Source organism: Pseudomonas sp. AK181 (assembly GCF_051122975.1).
Classification (GTDB): Bacteria; Pseudomonadota; Gammaproteobacteria; order Pseudomonadales; family Pseudomonadaceae; genus Aquipseudomonas; species Aquipseudomonas lactis.
The window spans coordinates 2,018,233-2,039,733 of sequence record NZ_CP146348.1 but is presented as its reverse complement, the minus strand read 5'-3'; the positions used below and the strand labels follow the sequence as shown (position 1 = coordinate 2,039,733).

General features: G+C 65.6%; 24 protein-coding genes. 16 read left to right on the top strand and 8 right to left on the bottom strand.

Features of this window, described 5'->3' with window-relative positions; genetic code table 11:
• Positions 1–30: 30 nt before the first annotated feature.
• The 8 genes from V8689_RS09540 to V8689_RS09505 are packed head-to-tail and all read right to left on the bottom strand — an operon-like array spanning position 31 to position 7,269.
• Complete coding sequence (locus V8689_RS09540) at positions 31–2,655, bottom strand: AAA family ATPase (RefSeq protein WP_042178577.1); 2,625 nt, start codon at positions 2,653–2,655, stop codon at positions 31–33.
• Positions 2,656–2,664: 9 nt separating this feature from the next.
• On the bottom strand, positions 2,665–3,390 hold the full coding sequence (gene nucC / locus V8689_RS09535) for a CBASS effector endonuclease NucC (protein ID WP_003050273.1): 726 nt from the start codon (positions 3,388–3,390) through the stop codon (positions 2,665–2,667).
• Between the two features lie 38 nt (positions 3,391–3,428).
• Positions 3,429–4,331, bottom strand: a complete 903-nt coding sequence (locus V8689_RS09530; RefSeq protein ID WP_003105624.1) for a CBASS oligonucleotide cyclase — start codon at positions 4,329–4,331, stop codon at positions 3,429–3,431.
• The gene (gene cap7, locus V8689_RS09525) at positions 4,331–4,831 is read right to left on the bottom strand and encodes a type III CBASS phage resistance system CD-NTase-associated protein Cap7 (protein WP_003090159.1); all 501 of its coding nucleotides are present in this window, start codon (positions 4,829–4,831) and stop codon (positions 4,331–4,333) included. The genes V8689_RS09530 and cap7 overlap by 1 nt, the downstream gene beginning before the upstream one ends.
• Positions 4,828–5,298: a type III CBASS phage resistance system CD-NTase-associated protein Cap8 gene (gene cap8 / locus V8689_RS09520; protein WP_003105626.1), complete on the bottom strand. Its 471-nt coding sequence runs from the start codon at positions 5,296–5,298 to the stop codon at positions 4,828–4,830. Before cap8 ends, cap7 begins: the two co-directional genes overlap by 4 nt.
• Positions 5,295–6,209 carry a CBASS system CD-NTase-associated protein Cap6 gene (gene cap6 / locus V8689_RS09515; RefSeq protein ID WP_042178573.1) on the bottom strand — a complete coding sequence of 305 codons (915 nt, stop codon included), beginning with the start codon at positions 6,207–6,209 and terminating at the stop codon, positions 5,295–5,297. The genes cap8 and cap6 overlap by 4 nt, the downstream gene beginning before the upstream one ends.
• Before the next feature lie 17 nt (positions 6,210–6,226).
• Entirely contained in the window at positions 6,227–6,802 is a 576-nt protein-coding gene (locus V8689_RS09510) for a PIN domain-containing protein (protein WP_003109777.1), read from the bottom strand.
• Positions 6,799–7,269, bottom strand: a complete 471-nt coding sequence (locus V8689_RS09505) for a helix-turn-helix domain-containing protein (RefSeq protein ID WP_003050245.1) — start codon at positions 7,267–7,269, stop codon at positions 6,799–6,801. The genes V8689_RS09510 and V8689_RS09505 overlap by 4 nt, the downstream gene beginning before the upstream one ends.
• Positions 7,270–7,472: 203 nt before the next feature.
• On the opposite strand from V8689_RS09505, the gene V8689_RS09500 reads away from it, so the two are divergent.
• From V8689_RS09500 to V8689_RS09425, 16 genes are all read left to right on the top strand, one after another.
• On the top strand, positions 7,473–7,856 hold the full coding sequence (locus V8689_RS09500) for an RAQPRD family integrative conjugative element protein (RefSeq protein WP_003120001.1): 384 nt from the start codon (positions 7,473–7,475) through the stop codon (positions 7,854–7,856).
• Positions 7,853–8,086, top strand: coding sequence for a TIGR03758 family integrating conjugative element protein (locus V8689_RS09495; RefSeq protein WP_003050225.1), 234 nt, complete (start codon positions 7,853–7,855; stop codon positions 8,084–8,086). The genes V8689_RS09500 and V8689_RS09495 overlap by 4 nt, the downstream gene beginning before the upstream one ends.
• Positions 8,087–8,102: 16 nt before the next feature.
• Positions 8,103–8,462 (top strand): TIGR03745 family integrating conjugative element membrane protein, encoded by a 360-nt coding sequence (locus V8689_RS09490; RefSeq protein ID WP_003090173.1) that lies wholly within the window; start codon positions 8,103–8,105, stop codon positions 8,460–8,462.
• 11 nt (positions 8,463–8,473) lie between these two features.
• Positions 8,474–8,872: a TIGR03750 family conjugal transfer protein gene (locus V8689_RS09485; protein ID WP_003105639.1), complete on the top strand. Its 399-nt coding sequence runs from the start codon at positions 8,474–8,476 to the stop codon at positions 8,870–8,872.
• Positions 8,869–9,561, top strand: a complete 693-nt coding sequence (locus V8689_RS09480) for a PFL_4703 family integrating conjugative element protein (RefSeq protein ID WP_003105641.1) — start codon at positions 8,869–8,871, stop codon at positions 9,559–9,561. Before V8689_RS09485 ends, V8689_RS09480 begins: the two co-directional genes overlap by 4 nt.
• On the top strand, positions 9,558–10,469 hold the full coding sequence (locus V8689_RS09475; protein WP_003105643.1) for a TIGR03749 family integrating conjugative element protein: 912 nt from the start codon (positions 9,558–9,560) through the stop codon (positions 10,467–10,469). The genes V8689_RS09480 and V8689_RS09475 overlap by 4 nt, the downstream gene beginning before the upstream one ends.
• Positions 10,459–11,877: a TIGR03752 family integrating conjugative element protein gene (locus V8689_RS09470; protein ID WP_042178570.1), complete on the top strand. Its 1,419-nt coding sequence runs from the start codon at positions 10,459–10,461 to the stop codon at positions 11,875–11,877. Before V8689_RS09475 ends, V8689_RS09470 begins: the two co-directional genes overlap by 11 nt.
• Entirely contained in the window at positions 11,858–12,307 is a 450-nt protein-coding gene (locus V8689_RS09465) for a TIGR03751 family conjugal transfer lipoprotein (RefSeq protein ID WP_042178567.1), read from the top strand. Before V8689_RS09470 ends, V8689_RS09465 begins: the two co-directional genes overlap by 20 nt.
• On the top strand, positions 12,307–15,189 hold the full coding sequence (locus tag V8689_RS09460) for a conjugative transfer ATPase (protein ID WP_042178564.1): 2,883 nt from the start codon (positions 12,307–12,309) through the stop codon (positions 15,187–15,189). Before V8689_RS09465 ends, V8689_RS09460 begins: the two co-directional genes overlap by 1 nt.
• Positions 15,190–15,213: 24 nt before the next feature.
• A complete protein-coding gene (locus V8689_RS09455; protein ID WP_023098544.1) occupies positions 15,214–15,978 on the top strand; it encodes a DsbA family protein in 765 nt (254 codons plus the stop codon).
• 175 nt (positions 15,979–16,153) lie between these two features.
• Positions 16,154–16,648, top strand: a complete 495-nt coding sequence (radC, locus tag V8689_RS09450; RefSeq protein WP_009518518.1) for a RadC family protein — start codon at positions 16,154–16,156, stop codon at positions 16,646–16,648.
• 163 nt (positions 16,649–16,811) lie between these two features.
• The gene (locus V8689_RS09445; protein WP_009518519.1) at positions 16,812–17,258 is read left to right on the top strand and encodes a TIGR03757 family integrating conjugative element protein; all 447 of its coding nucleotides are present in this window, start codon (positions 16,812–16,814) and stop codon (positions 17,256–17,258) included.
• Between the two features lie 26 nt (positions 17,259–17,284).
• Positions 17,285–18,202 carry a TIGR03756 family integrating conjugative element protein gene (locus tag V8689_RS09440; RefSeq protein WP_031637745.1) on the top strand — a complete coding sequence of 306 codons (918 nt, stop codon included), beginning with the start codon at positions 17,285–17,287 and terminating at the stop codon, positions 18,200–18,202.
• A 9-nt stretch (positions 18,203–18,211) separates the two neighbouring features.
• Positions 18,212–19,606: an integrating conjugative element protein gene (locus V8689_RS09435; protein ID WP_042178560.1), complete on the top strand. Its 1,395-nt coding sequence runs from the start codon at positions 18,212–18,214 to the stop codon at positions 19,604–19,606.
• Entirely contained in the window at positions 19,603–19,962 is a 360-nt protein-coding gene (locus V8689_RS09430) for a hypothetical protein (protein ID WP_009518522.1), read from the top strand. Before V8689_RS09435 ends, V8689_RS09430 begins: the two co-directional genes overlap by 4 nt.
• A 14-nt stretch (positions 19,963–19,976) precedes the next feature.
• A complete protein-coding gene (locus tag V8689_RS09425) occupies positions 19,977–21,497 on the top strand; it encodes a conjugal transfer protein TraG N-terminal domain-containing protein (protein WP_042178557.1) in 1,521 nt (506 codons plus the stop codon).
• The last annotated feature ends 4 nt before the right edge of the window (positions 21,498–21,501 follow it).

Here is a 21,501-nt window from a genome sequence, read left to right as displayed (position 1 = left end):
GCGGCACGGCTCTGCAAAGCCGTGTGCCGTTCATCGGTTCTGCAGGGTATCAAGAGCAGCATCCAACGCCGTAACCGCCTCGACGACCGTTCTTACCGTCGCCCGATCAAACTCATGATCGCGCTGAGCGTCGTGCACACCGCTATTGAGGTAACCCCATTCAATACTCGTACCGCTGACATTGAGCAGCCGGACCAACGCCCCTACGGCATCCGGCGCACCCGCATGTTGCGCCGCGATACGCTCGACGGCCGACCGCAACTTGGTGCATTTATTGTTCAGCTCCCAAGGCGCGCGGGGCCCGCTCAGCTTGATGTCGATCCGGCCGTCCGCCCGCCGACCCAGCCACGTCCACAGGCGGTCCGTCAGACTCTCCAGCGCCGGCCGGGCCTGACGCAGTGCCTCGCGTTTCTCGTCAGCCGCCAACGCCTGCTGGGCCAGAAGAACATAGTTCTTCGCTGGCGGGTCGCTGTCGACCCGCAGTTCGTGCTCTCCCTGATGCGGGAGAAACTTGTAGCGCTTAATGGCCGCGGCGCGGCGCACGCCCAACTCCTGCTGGATGCGGTGCAGGAACTCCTCTGCGTGCGAGGTGAGGATAACCTGCTTGCCGTGGAGCAAACCGTCCTCGAAGAAGGTACGCCAGATGCCATCGCGATGGTCGTCGTCGATCGCGTTGACGACGTCATCGAATATGACCACGGGGCAGCCCTGCGCGAGGTTCTTGGCAAGCAGAATCGCCAGGCCCAGGCATTTGATGTGCCCTTCGCTGAAGACGATCAACGCGTCGTAGCGCGCGCCCGGCTCGCCGGCGAACTCCACCTCGATCTTGCCGTTCTCGGCCACGGGCAACCACAGCGCGTGCAGCAGATCGCCGGGCGGATCGGCCCGGTTGAATGCGTTGTAGAGATGGCGGGCTTGGTCTCCCAGCCCCTGTAGCAGAACCCCCGGCAGAGCGGTTAGGTATGCCTGAATCTCGGGCAGGAAGCCGTCGTAGGCGGCCTTGACCCGCTGATGGTGCACCACCACCGGCATTTCGTCCGTGGCCGCCTGGATTAGGCCGCGGTTCGCGTCGTCGAATTGGGCCACGGTTTGGCGGGCGGCCGCCAGCTCCTGATCCGCAGTCGTGCGCATGGTCCGCAGCCGTTCGATCTCCAGCTGATGCTGTTGCAGGCGGTCCCGCTCCTGGGCTATCGCGCCGCGCTGGGCATTCACGTCGCGCGCCTGCGCGTCGAAGCCTTCGATGATCTGTGCGATCCGTAAGAGGGCTTGCCAGGCGCGCTGGTCCCCATTCACCCCGCCGCCGAGCCAATTGCCCGCCGACGTGGGAGGCAGCAGTGGCAGGCCCGCGGCCTGCGATTCGGCAGGACAAGCGACCCCAGCCGCCGCCACCACGCGGCGCATTTCGTCACACAGCGCTCGGACCGCCTCGCTCAACTGCGTCCGATGCCCGGCCTCCTGCTGCTGCAGGACGGCCAGTTGCGCGAGCTGCTCCAGGCCCATTCGCGCCCTGGCGAACGGGTCCTGCGCCACGGCGGCCAGTTCGGTTCCACATGCCGGACACGCGGTCGCCCCGTCCGCCAACGCTTGCACGGCCTCGTAGAGCTTCGCGTACGACACCTCGCCGGCGCGGGCCGCGAGTTGCGCGGAAGACGCTTGCCACAGTCCCTGGACGCGGTAGGCCTCTGCCAGCAACGCTTGCAGGCGGGCCTGGGTCACCTCGTGAATGGCAGGCGGGTTGGCGTCCAGCTGAGCCTGGACATACGGTAGCCGTCCTTGCTGCTGCGGCGTACCCAGCAGCCAGTCCACGCAGGTTTGATAGGTCGCGCCAGGTGACATGCGCTGCGCCAAAGCTTGTTCCAGGCCCTCGACCGCTGCGATCTTCTGCGGGTAGGCGGCGATGGTCTGTTCGGAGTTCGCCAACTGCAGGCGACGCTGCGCCAGCTGCGCCGCCTGCACGCCGGCAAGCATCAGGTCCTGATCGAGCGAGGGGTTGAAGCCGCGCACGAACTCGCTGAACTGGTCCACGCCGAACAGGGTGGCGATGAGCTGGCGCTGATCGCTCGGGGTCCGCGCGGCGATTCGGGCGAAATCGTCGAGGCGGTTCTTCTCGATGAAGCAGAAGCGATACTCAGCTTCGTCGGGCTGGACGGCCTGCGCCTCGCCCGCCGCCGTAGACGACAGGACTGGCGCGATGTGGCGGCGCAGGCGAGCGTTGTTGCAGTACGTCCGCTGGTCGACCCGCTTGGCCTGCGCTTCGCTGATCGAACCGAGCATCGCCACTTCCAAGGCTTCGCAGAAGCTGCTCTTGCCGGTGCCGTTGGCACCGTAGACCAAGGTGATGTCATGGCTGAGGTCGAACGTCTCCTGCCGCATGAATCCTCGAAACGGCCCGACTTCGAGCTGGTGCAGTCGCCCGAGCGCCGGCCCGTTTTCGGGGCCGCGCGCGTCCCCGTCGTAGGCGACAGGCATCTGCGCCAGATGCGCGATGGCCAGCGGCGCCAAGCGCGTGGAGCGCCCCCGGCGTGCAGCACCGACCTCGGCCAGTGGCTGCAGGTGATCGAGCACCAGGTGCGCCAGCCGGCGCACGTCGTCGTGCACGTGCCGCTGCGTCAAGTGCGCCAGGAACCGGTGGTACTCCGAACGTATGCTTGCCACAGCGACCCCTCACTTGGTCAACCACTGACCGTAAGCCTCCACATCGATCATGGGGACCGTTCCACTGAACTGAAGCTGCGCGATCAGCTTGAAAAGAAACGCGGTCGCCGGCTTGTTTTCGTTGGTGTAGCTGTACGCGCCGCTGGCTTGGTCATAGAAAAAGTGCCCGTGGGCGGCAACGCATCCGATGTCCAGACGCCCCTCGGTGAGGTTTGCGTTCAGCGCCTTGTCCATGGATGGGCCCAATGCAGGACTCCATTCGCTCTCGAAGGTGAGCAAGCCACCCAGAATCGGAATCAACGGCTTCGCTGGGTAGGTCCCGCCAGCGTGCGGGATCGGCAGGCTCGTGCGGTGCAGCCTGCGCACACTGGCGACCTTCTCCTGGGCATAGGCCACAAGCCCCGCGTCAGCCGTCTGCTTGGCCTCGAACACGGCGTACACGCTTTCGGCTGGAATGATCGTCTCGTTCTCGTAGGTGAAGATAAAAGGCGAATATTGCCGATCAAACACCACCACATCGATCTGCTGGCTGAAGTTCCCCAGGCTGTCCACCACATGCGCCTTCGCCGCCTGGTACCGTTTGGGCAGATAGGTATCCAGCATGTCGATCCAGACGTTCTCGCTCGCATCCCCCTTCGTACCCGGGTGACCGAAGGTCTTGCGTACTACGGACAAGCGCTGCTGGATGTCTTCATGCAGGGACGACAGGAGCTGGGAAAGCGACCACTGGGACATGCTGTACCTCGATGGGACGTGTATGGAAGCCGATGGAATCAGGACAGTGGGAACTTGGGGCCAAACAGTGCGCGCCAGGCGCGAAGCGCTTCGATATTGCGACCACGACGCGCGTGGTCGATGGCGATGCTTGCGTCCTGGCTCGCCTGGAACAGCAGCTGCTGCGCGCGCTGCTTGCGCGCGGCATCCATATCGTTGCTGATCGCCGGGCCAAGTCCGGCGGGATCCGGCCACTCGTCATGAACACGATCGGCAAGCGTGGCAAAGAACGACTGGATCTCGCGATCGAACGATCCTCCCCAGCCGCCGTAAAGACACTCAAGGGCCATTACCTCGATCAGGAACGAGGGCTTCACCGGCTTCTGATCGCCGTGCTTGGGATTGTTGTTCCAGTACTTCACCATGCGCACGAGACCTTTCCACTCATTGCCATAGGCTTGGTGCGCTGCGGTCGCCTTGTCCTTATGGATCTCCGGGTCCGTCTTGATCCACTTTCCGGACGCCGTATCGGGGATCTCATACTGGTCGCCGGTGTCGAATGCGGGCACCGCATCCACGCTGACCACCCGGTAGTCCGTGTTGTCCTCCGCGTCGATGTGAACACCGAAATCCACGTTGATCGAGCGCGCCTGTTTGCGCACGGCCGCCGAACCGTATTTCTCCACCAATGCAGAGTGGAAATCATCCAGCACTACCGATGCGGCCTTGCCGTGGTAATGCTTCTCCGAGTCCTTCAGCACGAAGAAGATGTCGATATCCTTGAGCGGCTTCGTCTTCGTGTATCGAGCATAGGACCCGGTCAGGAAGCTGCGCGCAATGCCGAACTTGGTCTGCAGGTAGTCCCGCACTTCGTTCTGGCGTTGCGAGGCATTCTTCTGCTCGCGTTCGTTGAGTTCCAGACGCGACTTGAACTTGCGAAAAGCTTCATCGATCGACAGCATCAGCGTTGCCTCCAATATCCGGCCTGACCCGCCAGGCCGCTGTGTTCGACAGTCGAGCCTAGGCTCTGCTTGACCATTCCATCCGTCGAGCGATAACTTCCTTTGCTCCACCCCTCCACATCAGGCCGCCCTGGCTTTGTATCGAGCATTAACTTGTACTTGGCCTGCGATGGCAGCAGCCCAGCTTTCTTGATCGCGTACTTCAACTGCTCGGTATCTGTCCAGAAGCTGCCGTCGCCATCGGACCACCCATACACGATGTCGATATCCCATCGGGTCACGAGTTTGTCGGTTGCCGGGTTGTAGATCTCCAGAATCACCTTGCGCAGATCACCGGTCCCGAGCCACGTCTTGATGGCTCGGGTATTGCTCTCCCAGCGATCCGCGAAGTGCTCGGGGTCCAGCCCACTGAGCAGGATGATGTCTTTCAAGCTCTTGAGGATGTTGTCGGTCACATAGGTAACCGAGTGCGTGTACGAGTAGGTGGCGACGGTGCTCATGACTTGAGGAAACCTCCGAGGTCGAGCGACAGCGCTTGTCCAGCATCGGCCTGCGCCTGCGTGGCAATTCCTTGGCTCAAGTCCCGTGCAATGATGCGAGAACTGTGCTTTTTGAGCGCGGTTTGCACCCAGCCGAGCTGCTCCTTCGGACACGGCAGCGAGACTCCCCAGTCTCCCTTCAACGGCTCGAACCCCAAGACTTCTTCGTTGGCATCATCACCATCGATCGCGTCTTCGTCGAAGAGGCAGTAGATCCTGGTCCGTGGTCCATCGCATGTCGCAACGATGGGCGCGCTCTTGGGTGCCTGGTCGGCGATCAAGCTGGCGGCCACGCCCGCCACGGCCCTGAGTTCAGAGCGAGCCGTGCCGTCCTTGCCCTGAGTGAGCAGTTCGACAATGGCATCCCACGTCTGCAACGCATCGCGGTGCGGCGAGCTGCGAAACGTCCGGCTGACAACGGTGGTCATTTTTGCTTCCCTCCTTGAAGGCGCATTTGCGTTGCCTGTCGTATCGCACTGCGCAGGTGCTCTACGGAAAGCTTGTTCGGATCGATAGCCACTTGCGGGTCGGCCGCGAGGGCGTTGGCTACGACCTTGCGAATGGCCCGACCATCCAATCCGACGCACTCGCCAGCGCACGCGTCGAACTGGTGAGCCGAGGAAAGCTTGCCAATCCCCGGAAATGTCTTTGCCAGGCCATTCAGGCAGTCCACCAGGATCTGCTTGCAGGCATCCTTGCTGGGCAGTGGCACCTCCATCACCATGTCGCAACGAGATAGGAAGGCACTGTCGACGGCCTGTGGGAAGTTGCTGGTGGCCACGAACAGCAGATGCGGGTTGCGTTCGGCCAACATGTCCAACTGCACCAACACCGCGTCGGTGGCCCGGTGCACATCAACCGGGTTGGCTTCCAGGCTGAGCTTGGCTCGATCAGCCGCAAGCGTTTCGACCTCGTCCAGAAGGACGATCGTCGGGCCCGCCGCTGCGGATTCTGCGATCGATTGCGAGAACAGGTCTGCCACGGCGCGTTGAGTCTTTCCCATTGCAGAGCTCGTCAGCGTGTGAGGCTCTACTTCCAGCAATCGAAACTTCGCAGAAGAAAAAGATTCGGCCACACGATGCGCCAAGCCCCGTGCCAAGGAGGTCTTCCCAGTCCCCGGCGGGCCGACCAACAAGATCACGCCGTGCAGGGGGAGTACCGTGCGCTCCACCTTGGGGCGCACCGTGAAGTTGACGATCGCCTGTGACAGCAACTGCTTCTTGAGAGCTTCGTCCATGACGATGGAATCCCACAGGGCGCCCAGCGACGTGTCCGGCAGCTTCCAGCTTCGATGGATGCCTTTCGGCAAAGTGGCGTCTGATGAAGGATTCTTGGTCATCCGTGGCTCTCGGCGGGTCAGAGAATGGTGCGATAGGTCGCCAGCACCTTGGTCGTTTGCACAAGGCCTTGGCGCAGCAGGATTTCGAGATAGCGGTCCACCTCGATCGGCGGATGCTTGAGTTGGGCACGCTGGCGCTGCGCAGCCGACACCACGGCGGCCGCGTCCAGATCCAGTAGGTTGTCCACAAACTCATCGGGGTGCTGCGATTCGATGCCGTACGGAGCCAGCAGATCGTTCGGGAAATCCCGTTCGTTGAACGTCACAATCACGCTCGCACCGCAGCGAATCGCCGCAGCCAGGACGTGCCGGTCGTCCGGATCGGGCAATGTCAGGCCTGCCACGAGCGCTTCGTAGCCCTCCACCAAGCCGTCCGGAATTGCCCGGTCCATGAGATCCGACGTCCTGTCGACCTGAACCCGGGTGAGATCGGGGCGGTTGATCAACAGGTTGCGTTTCCACTCCTCATGAATGGCTTGGCTCCACCGCGCCCGGAAGCGGCCAGACAGGCCGAGCCACATCAGGAAATCCCGCAGTGGCGCGGGATATAGAACGCACGCGTCGTAGACGGCGGTGAATGGGGAATGCCTCATTCGTATCCCATTCCCAACTCTTGCGACTGCTGAGCGAGTTCGGCCATCGCCTGCTCACTGGCGCGCTCGCGCGCTTCCTTGTACTGCATCAGATCGGCGAACCTCACCCTGCGGTGCTTGCCGGTGCGATGAAATGCCAACACCCCATCTTCGAGCAGCTTGACGAAATGGGGACGGGACACGTTGAGCAAGTCCGCCGCCTCTTGGGTCGTCAGCTCTGCATGGACGGGCACCACCTTTACTGCATTGCCATCGGCCAACTCGGCCAGGATGTCGACCAGCAGGCGTAAAGCCGAGGTAGGCAGTTCCACCTGATGAGCCTGTTTGTGGTCATCAAAGATCTGGATGTGCTGCGTCTCGAACTGGGTTGCGAGGTAAGCCGCCAAGGCACGTTGACCCTGGACGGCTGCCTTCACCTCTCCCGCGGCGGGAAGGGTCATCTTGGATTGGGCAGTGGCGGTGGTCATGGGTAGCTCCTAAGCGAAAACGGTTGCAGAGCCGATCATATTCGAAATACTCGAAAAACGCAATAATCGAAGCGCGACCCGGGCTTTTGTAGGTTCGCTCGCAGCATGCCCAATCCGGTCGTCCGCCAGTTCCTATTGTTTGCGGCCTGAAACAGCCCTGATCTCCACGATCAACCCATTGCTGATCACACAGGAATGGCGCGATGGTGGCTTCGATCTGGCTGCGCGCCGCGCATCGCGGCGTGCCCACTTTTTTCGTGACGGCCCTCGTGCTGGGCCAGTCCCCGATGGCATTGGCCGAGTCCCCGGCGCAGCGCCAGGAGTTGGTCGCCGCGCTGCGCCAGCTCGACGCGCTGGAACGCACCGTCGCGGACAGCGCCGCGCATGCCCCCATCCAGCCGGGCGAGCGCTACCACTTCGATTACCCACGGCTGCTGGCTGACCTGGCGCGCGTGCGCGCCGGCATCCAGTTCCACCTGACGCCATCACGCGCTCAGCCGCGCGACCCCTCCGAACTGGCCGGCGACTACCGCACCGAGCGGGCCGCTTCGCCATCGCCGAAGACGACTGCGGAGGGCGAGCAATGAACGGCGCCCAGGTCTCGGCATTTCAAGCCAACAGCGGTATCGCGCCTTCCGCGATGGCGACCGTCCTGGTCGGCGTCGTGTTCGCGGTCCTGCTCGTGTGGGGCGTCTGGGCCATCCGAACGGCCTATGTGGGGTGGTCCGAGAGCCGCCTCAACCAGCGCCAGTTCCTCGGCGTCTGCATCCGCTTCGTCGCGATGTACCTCGTCCTGAGTTTCTTCCTCCTGTCCTGACATGAAAGGCCCGACCATGCACAACCGCAACCTCACTTCCCGTTTTGCCCAGCGCGCCGCCGTGGCCCTGGGCGCCGCCGCGCTGCCCGCACTGTCGTTCGCGCAAGGTCTGCCGCAGTTGGAGAACCCGACGCGCGGCACCGGCAACGGCATCATGGAGACCATCCGCAACTACGGCTACGACATCATCATGCTCGTGGCCCTGCTGGTGGTGGCGTCGATGTTCATCGGCGTCTGCTACCACGCCTACGGCACCTACGCGGAGATCCACACCGGCCGCAAGACGTGGGGCCAATTCGGCCTCACGGTCGCCATCGGCGCCGTGCTGCTCGTGATCGGCATCTGGCTGCTCACCGAAGCCACCGGCATCCTGTAAGCGAGGCCGGTATGTCCGAGCAGCAGCACGTCCGTGCGGACGGGACGGTCACGTTCCTTCCGCACCGGCTCAACCGCCATCCCGTGGTCGTGCGCGGCCTCACCGCCGACGAGCTGTGGATCTGCTGCGGCCTGTCCGGCGCGGCCGGCCTGCTGGTCGGCGCGCCGCTTTCGTGGGTGTTCCGCACGATCGCCATCGCACCGACGTTCGTTGTCCTGGGCGTGGCCTTGGGCGTGTTCATCGGCGGCGGCATCCTGCGCCGCCTCAAGCGTGGGCGCCCCGACACCTGGCTGTATCGACAGTTGCAGTGGCGCATCGCAACGCGCCATCCGCTGATGGCCGGCTGGGTGGGCGGCCACGTGCTGATCTCGCGCTCGGGCTTCTGGTCCACCCGCAGGAGCATGCGATGAGCCGCTTCAAGAACGAGATCGCCCACCTGCAGGCGCACATCAAGACCTTGCGCCTGGGCGCGGGCGCGCTGGTCATTGTCGCCCTGGTCATGGGCGGCGGCTGGTGGAGCGCGCCGCGCGACCTGACCATCCACGTCCCGCCCGACCTGCGCTCTGGCAGTACCCGCAAGTGGTGGGAAGTGCCGCCCGAATCGGTCTATGCGTTCACGTTCTACGTGTTCCAGACGCTGAACCGCTGGCCGACCAATGGCGAAGAAGACTACTCGCGCAACCTCCATACGCTCTCGCCGTACCTCACCCCGTCCTGCCAGGCCTTCCTGCGGGCGGACTATGACTACCGCCGCTCCACGGGCGAGCTGCGTCAGCGCGTGCGCGGCATCTACGAGATTCCCGGCCGCGGCTATGGCGACGACCCCACGGCGCGCGTGCGCACCGTATCCGATCGCGACTGGGTGGTGACGCTGGACATCACGGCGGACGAGTACTACGGCGCCGAGCAGGTCAAACGCGCCCTGGTGCGCTATCCGATCAAGGTCACGCGGGTGGACGTCGATCCCGCCCGCAACCCGTTCGGCCTGGCGCTGGACTGCTACGAAGGCGCGCCCCAGCGCATCAGTGCACCGGAGCCGGCGCGCCCGGCGCCGAGTGACCTGAATCCGCAAGCGCCTCAAGGAGGAAACACCCCATGAAGCATCCTGTACTCGCGCTGCTGGGGCTACTGGCCGTGGCCGCGGCACCCGTCGCCCAGGCGGTGGAGATCCTGCGTTGGGAACGCATGCCACTGGCAGTGCCGCTGAAGGTCGGTCAGGAACGCATCGTATTCATCGACCGGAACGTGCGCGTGGGCGTGCCCGCAGGCGTGGGCAAACGCCTGCGCGTGCAGAGTGCGGGCGGCGCGGTGTACCTGCGTGCCAGCGAGCCGATCGAGCCCACGCGGTTGCAACTGCAGGACGCCGACACGGGCGCGCTGATCCTGCTGGACATCGCAGCCGAACCGCCCAAGGACGGGGAAGCCGAGCTGGAGCCGGTGCGCATCGTCGAGGGTGACAGCGCACCGGGACGCTATGGCGAGCAGGCCGACAGTGCCGAGGCCCCGGCACGCGCCCAGGGCCAGGCAGGTGCGCGGACCGCGCGGCGCGAAACTCCGGTCCCTGTCGTGCTGACGCGCTTCGCCGCGCAGAACCTCTACGCACCGCTGCGCACCGTCGAGCCGCTTCCGGGCGTCATGCGGGTCAACCTTCCCCGCGACCTCGACCTGGACACACTGATGCCAACGCTGCCGGTGCGCGCGGCCGTGCTCGCGTCGTGGCGCCTGGAAGACCAATGGGTGACTGCCGTGCGCCTCACCAACACCGGCGCCGACTGGGTCGCGCTCGACCCGCGCGTGCTGCAAGGCGATTTCCTCACCGCCACCTTCCAGCACGAGGCGCTGGGCCCGCGCGGCACGACCGAGGACACGACCGTGCTGTACCTGGTCACGCGCGGCCGCGGCCTCGCGCAGTCGCTGCTGCCGGCGATTCACCGCTTCGACCCTGCCGTGCATCTGCCGCAGCCGGACGGCGACGAGAACGCCAAGGAGGCCCGCCATGCGCAGTAACGGCCTGCTCAAGTGGCTGATGATCCCTGTCGCCATCCTGGTGCTGTTCGCCGGTATCCGGCTGTTCTCGGGTGGAGGCGGCACGGCGCCACCCGCGGCGGACAACGGCGCCCAGCTCACGCCCGAGGAAATGAAGGCGCTGGGCATCGAAGGCGACACCCCGCGCGACACCGTGGCGACGCTCGTTGCCCAAGTGAAGCAGTTGCGCACCGAGCTTCAGACCGCGCTCTCGGACAACAAGTCGCAGCGTGAAGAGAACCAGCGGCTGCGCCAGCGCGAGAACTCCATCGACCAGCGCATCAACTCGGCGCTCGAATCCGAGCGGTCCAACCTGCGCCGCGACCAAGAGCAGGCGGCCAGCGCGCGCCAGCAGACCGAAGGGCTGCTCGCCGACCTGCAGCGGCGCCTGGACAGCATCGGCGGGCGCGGCGGCGGCCATGCGGACCTGCCCGTGGGCCTGGGGCTGCAGGGCGGCGACGAGGCCGGCATGGAGGGCGGCGTGCGGTGGGTCGAGCCGGACGACGCAGAGCCCGCCGAGGGGCGCAACGGGGGGCGTGGCGCGAGCGGCGGCATGAGCTTCCCCACGAGCTTCGGCCCGGCGCAGAGCACGCTCGAAACCACCGCTGAAACCGTGGCCAACGCGGGCGCCCGCGCCGCCGGGGTCAAGAATGCCAAGCCGGTCTATACCGTGCCGACCAACTCGACGCTAATGGGATCGGTGGCGATGACGGCCCTGATCGGCCGCGTGCCGATCGACGGCACGGTCAACGATCCCTATCCGTTCAAAGTTCTGGTCGGGCCGGACAACCTGACCGCCAATGGCATCGACATTCCCGACGTGGCCGGCGCCGTGTTCAGCGGCACCGCCTCGGGCGACTGGACGCTCTCGTGCGTGCGAGGTCAGGTGCGCAGCATCACGTTCGTCTTCAACGACGGCACGATTCGCACGATCCCCGAAGACCGCGAGGGCAACCAGCAGAACAACCAACAGCGCGACGGCTTGGGCTGGATCAGCGATCCCCACGGCATTCCTTGCGTCAGCGGCGAGCGGCGCAGCAACGCCCAGCAATACCTCGGCTCGCAGGCCCTAATCACCGCGGCCGGTGCCGGTGTGGCCTCGCTCATCGAGAGTGGCAGCGGCCGCATGTCCTATGTCGGCTCGGACGGCTCCATCGGCACCGTGGGCATCACCGGCCAAGAAGCGGTCGGCCAGATTCTCGCGGGCGGTGTCCGGGACATGTCGGCCTGGGTCAACAAGCTCTACGGCCAAGCCTTCGCCGCCGTCTATGTCCAACCCGGCGCCAAGGTTGCCGTCCACCTCGAAAAGCCGCTCGCCATCGACTTCGATCCCGAAGGCCGCAAGGTCGATCACCGCGCAGGAGAAAGCCATGCCCTTGAACTTGACTAACCTGGCCCGTGGCCTAGCACTGGCCCTCGCCGTCGCGGTGCTCGCCGGCTGCGCCACCAGCAAGGAAAAGCTGTTGACCCACGGTGACCGCACGATGATGGACATCTGGCAGCAGGAGGCCGGCGACGGCGGTGGCGCAGCCGGACGGAACGCCGGCCGCCAGTTGCTCGATGCGCGCCAGAGCCTGCGTCGGCCCCTGACCGACGCCGACGTGCAGGCCGCACCTGTCGAGCAGATGCGCTACACGCGCACCGCGCGCAATGAGGTTCACCGCCAGTTCCAGCGCCTGCCCAATCCCGATCTCGTGATGTACGTGTACCCGCACCTGGCCGGCACCGATCCCGTGCCGGTGCCCGGCTACACGACCGTCTTCCCGCTCTACCAGCGCATCCAGTACGCGATGCCGGGCGAGCGCGTGGAGGACTACTGATGCGGTGGAAACTCCCCTGGCCGAAGCTGGCCGGCGTCGGCTCTAGCAACCCGGCCAGCGATGAGCAGCCGGACAGCTGGCAGCGCCACGTCGAGGCCTTGCGCCAGGCCGGCATCCCCGAACCCGGTTCGGCAGTCCACGGCCGCAAGCCAGCGACCCTGGCCGACGAGCAGGCGCTGTACGACGTTGCGCCGTCCTTCGTGGAACTGCTGCCCTGGGTGGAGTTCATGCCCGAGTCGAAATCGATGCTCCTGGAGGACGGCCAATCGGTGGCGGCGTTCTTCGAGCTGGTGCCGCTGGGCACCGAAGGCCGGGAGCCTGGCTGGCTCGCCCACGCCCGCGATGCCCTGGAAAACGCACTCCAAGACAGTTTCGATGAACTGGACGAGAACCCCTGGGTGCTCCAGCTCTATGCCCAGGACGAACCGAGCTTCGACCAGTACATGCAGACGCTGCGCGACTACGTGCAGCCACGTGCGCGCGGCTCGGCGTTCACCGAGTTCTACCTGCGCTTCTTCGGCCACCACATGCGCGCTGTGGCCAAGCCCGGCGGCCTGTTCGAGGACACGGTGGTCACGCGGCTGCGCTGGCGCGGCCAGACGCGGCGCGTGCGCATGGTGGTGTACCGCCGCGCGAGCGGTCAGGGACAGGCAAACCGCCGCGGCCAGACACCCGAGCAGATGCTGGGCATCGTTTGCGATCGCCTGTGCGGCGGGCTGGCGAATGCCGGCATCCAGGCCCGGCGCATGGTTGCAGCGGACGTTCACGACTGGCTGCTGCGATGGTTCAACCCGCGCCCCACGCTGCTCGGTCCTGGGGCGGAGGACCGGGAGCGCTTCTACTCGCTGGCGCGCTACCCGGACGAGACCGAGGCCGGCGAGATCGAGTTGGCGAGCGGGCGGGATTTCAGCCAGCGGTTGTTCTTCGGGCAGCCGCGCTCGGACGTGGCGCAAGGGGCCTGGTACTTCGACGGCATGCCGCACCGCGTGCTGATCACCGACCGGCTGCGCATGCCGCCCGGCACGGGGCACCTGACCGGCGAGACCCGCAAGGGGGACGCGATCAACACGCTGTTCGACCAGATGCCCGAGGACACCTTGATGTGTCTCACGATGGTCGCCACGCCGCAGGATGTCCTGGAATCGGATCTGAACCACCTGGCGAAGAAGGCCGTGGGCGAGACGCTGGCGTCGGAGCAGACCCTCAAGGACGTACACGAGGCCCGCTCCCTGATCGGCAGCGCGCACAAGCTCTACCGGGGCACGCTGGCGTTCTACCTGCGCGGGCGCGACGAGGCGGAACTGGATCGGCGCGGCCTGGACCTGGCGAACGTCATGCTCAACGCCGGCTTGCAACCGGTGCGCGAGGACGACGAGGTGGCGCCGCTCAACAGCTACCTGCGCTGGCTGCCGTGCTGCTACAACCCCGGCAAGGATCGGCGCCGCTGGTACACGCAGCTGATGTTCGCCCAGCACGCGGCGAACCTGTCGCCGGTGTGGGGCCGCGCCCAGGGCACGGGGCACCCCGGCATCACGATGTTCAATCGCGGAGGCGGCCCGATTACGTTCGACCCCTTGAACAGGTTGGATCGGCAGATGAATGCCCATCTGTTTCTGTTTGGCCCTACGGGCTCGGGCAAGTCCGCCACGCTCAACAACCTGCTGAACCAGGTGACGGCCATCTACCGGCCGCGGCTTTTCATCGTGGAAGCCGGCAACAGCTTCGGCCTGTTCAGCGACTTCGCGCGGCGCCTGGGCCTGACCGTGAACCGGGTCAAGCTGGCCCCCGGATCGGGCATCAGCCTGGCGCCGTTCGCCGACGCACGCCGGCTGATCGAAACGCCCAGCGACGTGCAGACGCTCGATGCCGATGCCCTGGACGAAGACCAGCCACCGGATGCCTCGGCCATGGAGGCGGATGAGCAGCGCGACGTGCTCGGCGAACTGGAGATCACGGCACGGCTGATGATCACGGGCGGCGAAGACAAGGAAGAAGCGCGGATGACGCGGGCCGACCGCTCGCTGATCCGCCAGTGCATCCTCGACGCCGCCGAACATTGCGTGGCGGAGAAGCGCACCGTGCTCACGCGCGATGTGCGCAATGCACTGCGCATCCGTGGCCAGGACCCGACGTTGCCCGAGATGCGCCGTGCGCGGCTGCTGGAGATGGCGGACGCGATGGACATGTTCTGCCAAGGCACGGACGGCGAGATGTTCGACCGCGACGGCACGCCGTGGCCCGAGGCCGACATCACGCTGGTCGATCTGGCGACCTATGCCCGCGAGGGCTACAACGCGCAGCTCTCCATCGCCTACATCAGCCTGATCAGCACGGTGAACAACATCGCCGAGCGCGACCAGTACCTGGGACGGCCGATCGTCAACGTGACCGACGAAGGTCACATCATCACCAAGAACCCGCTGCTCGCGCCCTATGTCGTGAAAATTACAAAAATGTGGCGCAAGTTGGGCGCCTGGTTCTGGCTGGCGACGCAGAACATCGACGACCTGCCACGTGCAGCGGAGCCGATGCTCAACATGATCGAGTGGTGGGTGTGCCTGTCGATGCCGCCGGACGAGGTGGAGAAGATCGCGCGCTTCCGCGAACTCTCGCCGGCGCAGAAGGCGCTGATGCTCTCCGCACGCAAGGAAGCGGGCAAGTTCACCGAGGGCGTCATCCTCTCCAAGAGCATGGAAGTGCTGTTCCGCGCCGTGCCGCCAAGTCTCTACCTCGCGCTCGCGCAAACCGAGCCCGAGGAGAAGGCAGAACGCTACCAACTCATGCAGCAGCACGGCGTCAGCGAGCTGGATGCCGCCTTCAAGGTGGCTGAGAAGATCGACCGGGCACGTGGCATCGAGTCGCCGACCCTGGACCTGCCCTGAATCTGCCGTACACCGGAGAACGCCATGGAACAGAAACGTCCTTCCATTCCGATGCAGGTGCAGGCGTTCCGCCGTCGGCACTGGCGGCCCAGCTGGCCTTGGACAGTGGCCGCAGCGCTGGTTGCACTGCTGCTGATCTGGCTCGTGTCCCGTTGGCCCGGGCAGTCCACGCCTCAGACTTCAGCGCCAGTCAGCGAGACGCAGGTGGCTGGGCCTCCGTGGCAGATGGGCAATCCGGAAGGACGCTTCACGCTGACGCTCTACGCGGACCTCGAATGCCCGTTCTGCCGGTCCTATTTCCCAGTGCTCAAGCGTTGGGTGGCCGGCAATGCGGACGTGGCCTTGCAATGGCATCACCTCCCGTTGGCAGCGCATGAGCCGGCCGCGTCCGCGGAAGCGCGCCTGGCGGAATGCGCGGGCCAAGCCAGCGGTCATGCCGCCTTCTGGCAGGCCGTCGAGTGGGTATATGCCCACACGCGCAGCGACGGTCAGGGCTTGCCCGAGGACCTGCGCTACCCCGACCTTACGCCACCCATCGAGCAGTGCATCGCGAGCGAGCGGCCCGACGCGGCGATTCGCGCCCAAACTGCGGAAGCCACGAACAGCGGCGTGACCGCCACGCCGTCGCTGCGGCTACACGATCGCGAAACCGGCAAGGCTATCCTGCTGCAGGGTCCGATCGAGGGCGATGCCTTGCTGTCGGCCATGGACATGCTCGCGGCCCGCGATCCCGCCGCCACACCTACATCGGAAATGCCTGCCGACGTCGTCGGCGACATGCCCAGGTAGCCCCGGTCTTCAAGGCTACGGCGCAGTCCGCTGCGCTGACCGCAACCCGTTCGCCTCGCATCCTGGCCGCGAACGATCACCGCTCCCGCGGTGATGGATGCACCTTGTTCGTTCCCCAGGAGGGCTTGCCCTCCCCGGGCGCGCGCCCTCCGATCTCACCATTTGGAGGTTCGCCATGTCTTTCGTCGTCAATGACTCCTGCCTGGAGTCGCTTTCCGCCATCGCTGCCCAGCACGAGGACTGGATCATCCAGCAAGCCATTGCACTGCTGGAGAAGCGGGTTTTCAAAGCGGGTCCGAAACTCCTCGACCCCACGGCCGTGCGCGACTACCTGCACGTGAAGCTGGTGGCCGAGCCCAACGAAATATTCGTCGCTGTATTCCTTGACAGCATGCATCAGGTGCTGGCCTACGAGCCGTTGTTCAGGGGCACGATCAACTCGACTTCGGTCTATCCGCGTGTCGTCGTACAGCGTGTGCTGGAATTGAATGCCGCTGCGGTGGTCTTCGCACATCAGCACCCCTCGGGCATGTCCGAGCCGTCGATCGCGGATCGCGTGCTGACCCAGCAACTGCAGGCCGCGCTGGCGCTCATCGATGTGCGGGTACTGGACCACATCATCGTCGGCCAGGGTGCCCCGTTCTCCTTTGCGGAGTCCGGCCTGCTGTAAGTGTTGCACTGCTTCGTTGATCAGCGCGGAGGCTTCGGCCTCCGCTTTTTCTTCGCGGCGACACAAGCAGGTATGCGGGGTGGCCGCGATGCGCATTGTTTGTTGGGACCGCATGGGGTTCGGCGTTTGACTATGGCCCTGATCAACTTCCGGGGCGCATGACATGCCAGCAGCTTTTACCCGGTTCGCACCAGGCTGGCGAACCCTTGGCCTGGCCGTGGCGCTGCCGGCGTCCCTGGCGGTGTTCAGCCCGGTCACCTTCGCCGCCGACGTGGTGGTCGTCACCGACGGCCACCACCCGGTCAAGACCATGGGCGGCGAACGGCTGATCGAGCTGGATGAAGCGCCGCGCATCGAGGCCGAGCTTTCGGCGAATCTGCCCACCGACCCCGACCAGGCGACAGCCCTGGTCAAGCGTCGGCTGACCCAGGGAGGCACTGACCTTCAGCGGCGCATCGCGACGGCCTACCAGGGCGTGACGGACGCATGGAGCCTGGGCATCACCGCCGTCCCGGCCGTCGTGGTGGACCAGCGCTATGTGGTCTATGGCGAGCCGGACGTGGCCCGCGCCATCGCGCGGATCGAACAGCACCGGAGGACCGAACCGTGATCCACCCATTCGACCTTCTGCGCCGCATGCGAGCTGCTGTCGCGTCCGTGCTGCTGCTTAGCGCCACGGGCAGCTACGCCCTGAACACGGCAACCATCGTGGGTTCAGTGGCTTCGCCCGATTGCCTGGAATACCGGGTGGTGGGTATCTGCTACTGGCTCTATTGCACCTGGACCGGCTGCACGGTGCGTACCTCCGTCAAGGTCAGGCACTACATCCCCGATGCAGTGGTGTCGTCGTACTCGAACACCGGCGAGAACCCCTGGGTTGAAGTGCGCGCCATGAGCACGCCCAATCCTTCGGCCCAGGCCGGCGGGGACGGCACCACGAACGAGGATCATGAAAACAACCTCGCCAAATTCAAGAACAGCGATGTTATCGGCCATCCCGGCGGCGAGGTGTTCAACCAGTTCGCCTCGTCCTCCGGCTACTTCTGCCAAGGCGCGGGCACGGCCTTCATGCCGTATCTGCTCAGCACCCTGGACACGCTGGCCTGGCGCTACAACGTGCCCGAGATGGCCTACCCGGAGGCGTTGATTCCGGGCATGCGTGAGGTCGGTGCGCGCACCACGATGAACCTCTGGGGCAATGTCTATCCACGCGGTGGCTTCCTGCACCAGACCGACGACCACAAATCCGGGGCGGTGGTGGCCCAGCGCGCGGGCGATGTCGTCACGCGCCGCGGGCAGTTGCACGTGTACCAGCCACTGCTCGCCAACGCCCGTGACGGCTACTGGCCGGCCGGGGCGCTGGTCGAAGGCGATACCTCCACCGGGAAGTGGCAGGAGCTGACCCCTCGTCTGTCGAACACCTGCGTGGTCTTCCCCCACAGCGGCACGCTGACCCAGGCCCAGCAAGGCGACTACGCCTGGGCGCTGTGGCGGCCGTATGCCTGCTGCGAACGCCGCGGGCAGGTGTTCCTGGGCAGCGTCGATTTCCTCTGAGGTGCCACGATGAAGCGTCCTGAACCGATGAACCTTTCCGCCAAGACGTGCTACTTGCTGCGCCCGACGGCGCTGGCCGGCACGCTCGCTCTGGTCTGCGGCCTGGCGTGGGCGCAGGTCGGATACCAGAACAGCGGCCCCGTCATTGGCGATGACGTCATGTACTCGATCGGAGGCGGCAGCGCGGTGTCCATGGGCCGCGCGGCTGGCATGCGCTCCATCGGGGTCGGCTTGGGGTGGAACAGCAACCTGATCTGCGGCGACATGAGCATCCAGACCACGCTGCGCAACCAGCTCAACGGCATCACGAACGGCTTCCAGCAGATCATGAGCAACGTGATCCAGAGTGCCACCAGCGCGGTGGCGTCCCTGCCGGCGCTGATCATTCAGCGCGCCGATCCCGGCCTGTACAACCTGCTGACCAACGGCGTGCTGCAGGCGCGGCTGGACTTCGACCGCTCCAAGCTGACGTGCCGCGCGATGGCCGAGAAGATGGCCGAGACGGCGGGCGGCCAGCTTGGCTGGAGCCAGATGGCCGAAGGCATGGCCCTGCGTGACGCGGTTGGCAGCAACGATGCCGTTTCGGCCGTCGAGCAGGCTGAGACGCGCCGCGGCAACGACGGCGTTCCCTGGGTGGGCGGCAGCAATGCCGGTGGCGCAGGCCAGTCCGCCATTCGGGTGGTCGGCGACGTCACCCGCGCGGGCTACAACCTGGTCAACGGGCGCGGCGTGACGGACACATCCTCCATCGCGCCCGCCAGTTGCGCGAGCCTGTCCTGCCAGACCTGGACGTCGCCGCAGCAGGCGACCGAATGGGCCACCCGGGTCCTCGGGGAACAGGTGCAGCGCACGTGCGATTCCTGCACCAAGACCGAGACGGTGCCCGGCGTCGGGCTGACGCCGCTGATCCAGGAGGAGTACGAAGCCAAACTGGAAGTCTTGCAGGAACTGGTTTCCGGCGTGCGCAACACCACCTTCGAGAACTTGCGCGAGGCCGGCAGCACGTCGCTGCCGATCACGCGCGGCGTCATCGAGGCGCTGCGCGACGAGCCGGACCAGGACCTGCTGGCGCGGCGCCTTGCGTCCGAGGTGGCGCTGTCGTCGGTGCTGGAGAAGGCCTTGTTGCTCCAGCGCACGCTGCTCACGGGAAAGAAGGAGCCCAACGTGGCGGCCAACGAGTTGGCGGTCGAGGCTGTGAACCACGAGAGCGACACGCTCGACCGGGAGATCCGCAACCTGAAAACGGAGCTGGAGCTGCGCCGCGAGCTGGCGAACAACTCGCCGATGGCGATCATCCAGCGCCATGGTACGCGCGCGGCCGGCTCGCGCGGCATCTACGAGGGCGATCCGGTGCCCGACCGCCTCGACCAGTTGCAGAAGGGCAATCCGGGAGTCCGGCCATGAGCGCAATGCGCATGACCTGGCGCCCCTTGCGCTGGCTGTTCAGCCGGCGCGCGGCGAAAGCACTGCTGTGGGCGGTGGTGATCGTCGCCGCTGCGGTGGGGGCCAACGTCGCCGGCATCTACCTGGTCGGGAGCGTGGCCGGCTGGGAGCGGTGGCTCGCGGCCGCATCGGGCTACTTCTTCGTGTGGCGGTTGTGCCTGTACGGGGCGACGGCCTATGGCTGGGTCTGGATGCGGCGCCGGCTGCTGGTACGTGAGGACGACGCCCAGGCGCGGCGCCGCCTGGTGCGCACCGAGGTCGCGGGCGTCGTCGCCATCGTGGCGCTGGAAGCCAGCCTGCTGATGCAGGCCGGTTGAGGGGAGATGGCGCGATGACGCTTTTCACGACCGACTACCTGGAGTACTACCTGACGCTGGTGTCCTGGATCGTCAACAACGGCATCTGGGCGGTGCTGGTATCCAGCGGGGTATTCGGGCTGCCTTTCGTCGCCATCATCGTGCAGGAGTGGTTGAAGGCCCGTGCGGAAGGTGCCGACGAGGGCAATAAAGGCGTGCTGAGCGCCGCCCGCATCGAGAACCGGGTCTTCGTCGCCATCGTGGTGGTGATGTTCGCCGGCATTCCGTTCATCGACGTGGACCTGAACACCATCCAGTACGACAGCTCGCGCTCGGCCCAGTGCCAGGTCAGCGTGCCGCAGCCCACGGATACCGGCTGGTCGCAGTCCTTCAGCACCATCAACAACCAGTCGGCGAAGGTGCCCGTCTGGTGGGCGTTCATGCATGCACTCTCGCGCGCCGTCACGAGCGCCTCGGTGGCGGCGATCCCGTGTGGCACGGACCTGCGGCAGATGCGCATGGAGATCGACGCCACGCGCATCGATGACCCGGTGCTGGCTCAGGAAGTAGCGGATTTCTCGCGGGATTGCTATGGGCCTGCACGGGCCAAATTGTTCATGGCGCGGCCGCAGCTGGACGAAGCTCAAATGAACGACGTGACCTGGATCGGTTCGAGGTTTTTCACGGATACCGGCGGCTACTACGACAGCTACCGTTCCAGCACGGCGCGCGAGTCATGGCCCTATGACGACACCCGCGACGCAGGGCTTGCGCAGGTGGCCAGTGGCGGCGGCTACCCGACCTGCAGGCAGTGGTGGGCCGATGGCAGCAACGGCCTGCGGGCACGGCTGCTGGGCCAGGTGGACCCCAGCCTGTTGAATCGCTTGGCGGGCTGGGCCGGGTTCCTGAGCCGTACCGAGGTGGACGATTCGGTGGTCCGTACCATCGCGTCACCGCGACAGCAGAAGCTCAACCAGGGTTCGGTCTATACCGACTACGGCGGCCAGATCGACAAGACCCTGCCGAACATCGTGACGCGGGCCACGGGGGATGTAGGAATGGCGGTCGGGGCACTTGCCGCATTTCCCGCCATGGACGTGGTGCGCCAGGCGCTGCCCATGGTGCTTGCCTTGCTCAAGATGGCACTGGTCATCTGCATCCCGCTCGTACTGGTCGTCGGAACCTATGACCTGAAGACGGTCGTCACCGTCAGCGTCGTGCAGTTCGCGCTGTTCTTCACCGATTTCTGGTTCCAACTCGCACGCTGGATCGACAGCACCATCCTCGATGCGCTCTATGGGTGGGGCTTCGGCTGGAACCGGCCACACACTAACTTCGATCCGCTGGTGGGGTTGAACAATGCCTTTGGCGACCTGCTCCTGATGTTCGTCATGGGCACGATGTTCCTGGTCTTGCCGGGCTTTTGGCTTGCGAGCCTTACCTGGGTTGGGATTCGGGCCGGGCAGGTCATCCAGGGGCTTTCAGATGGCAGCAAGAGCGCCGGCCAAGCAGGCGGTAAGGGCGCTGGGGCCCTTACCGGAGGTAAGCTGAAGTAGCGCG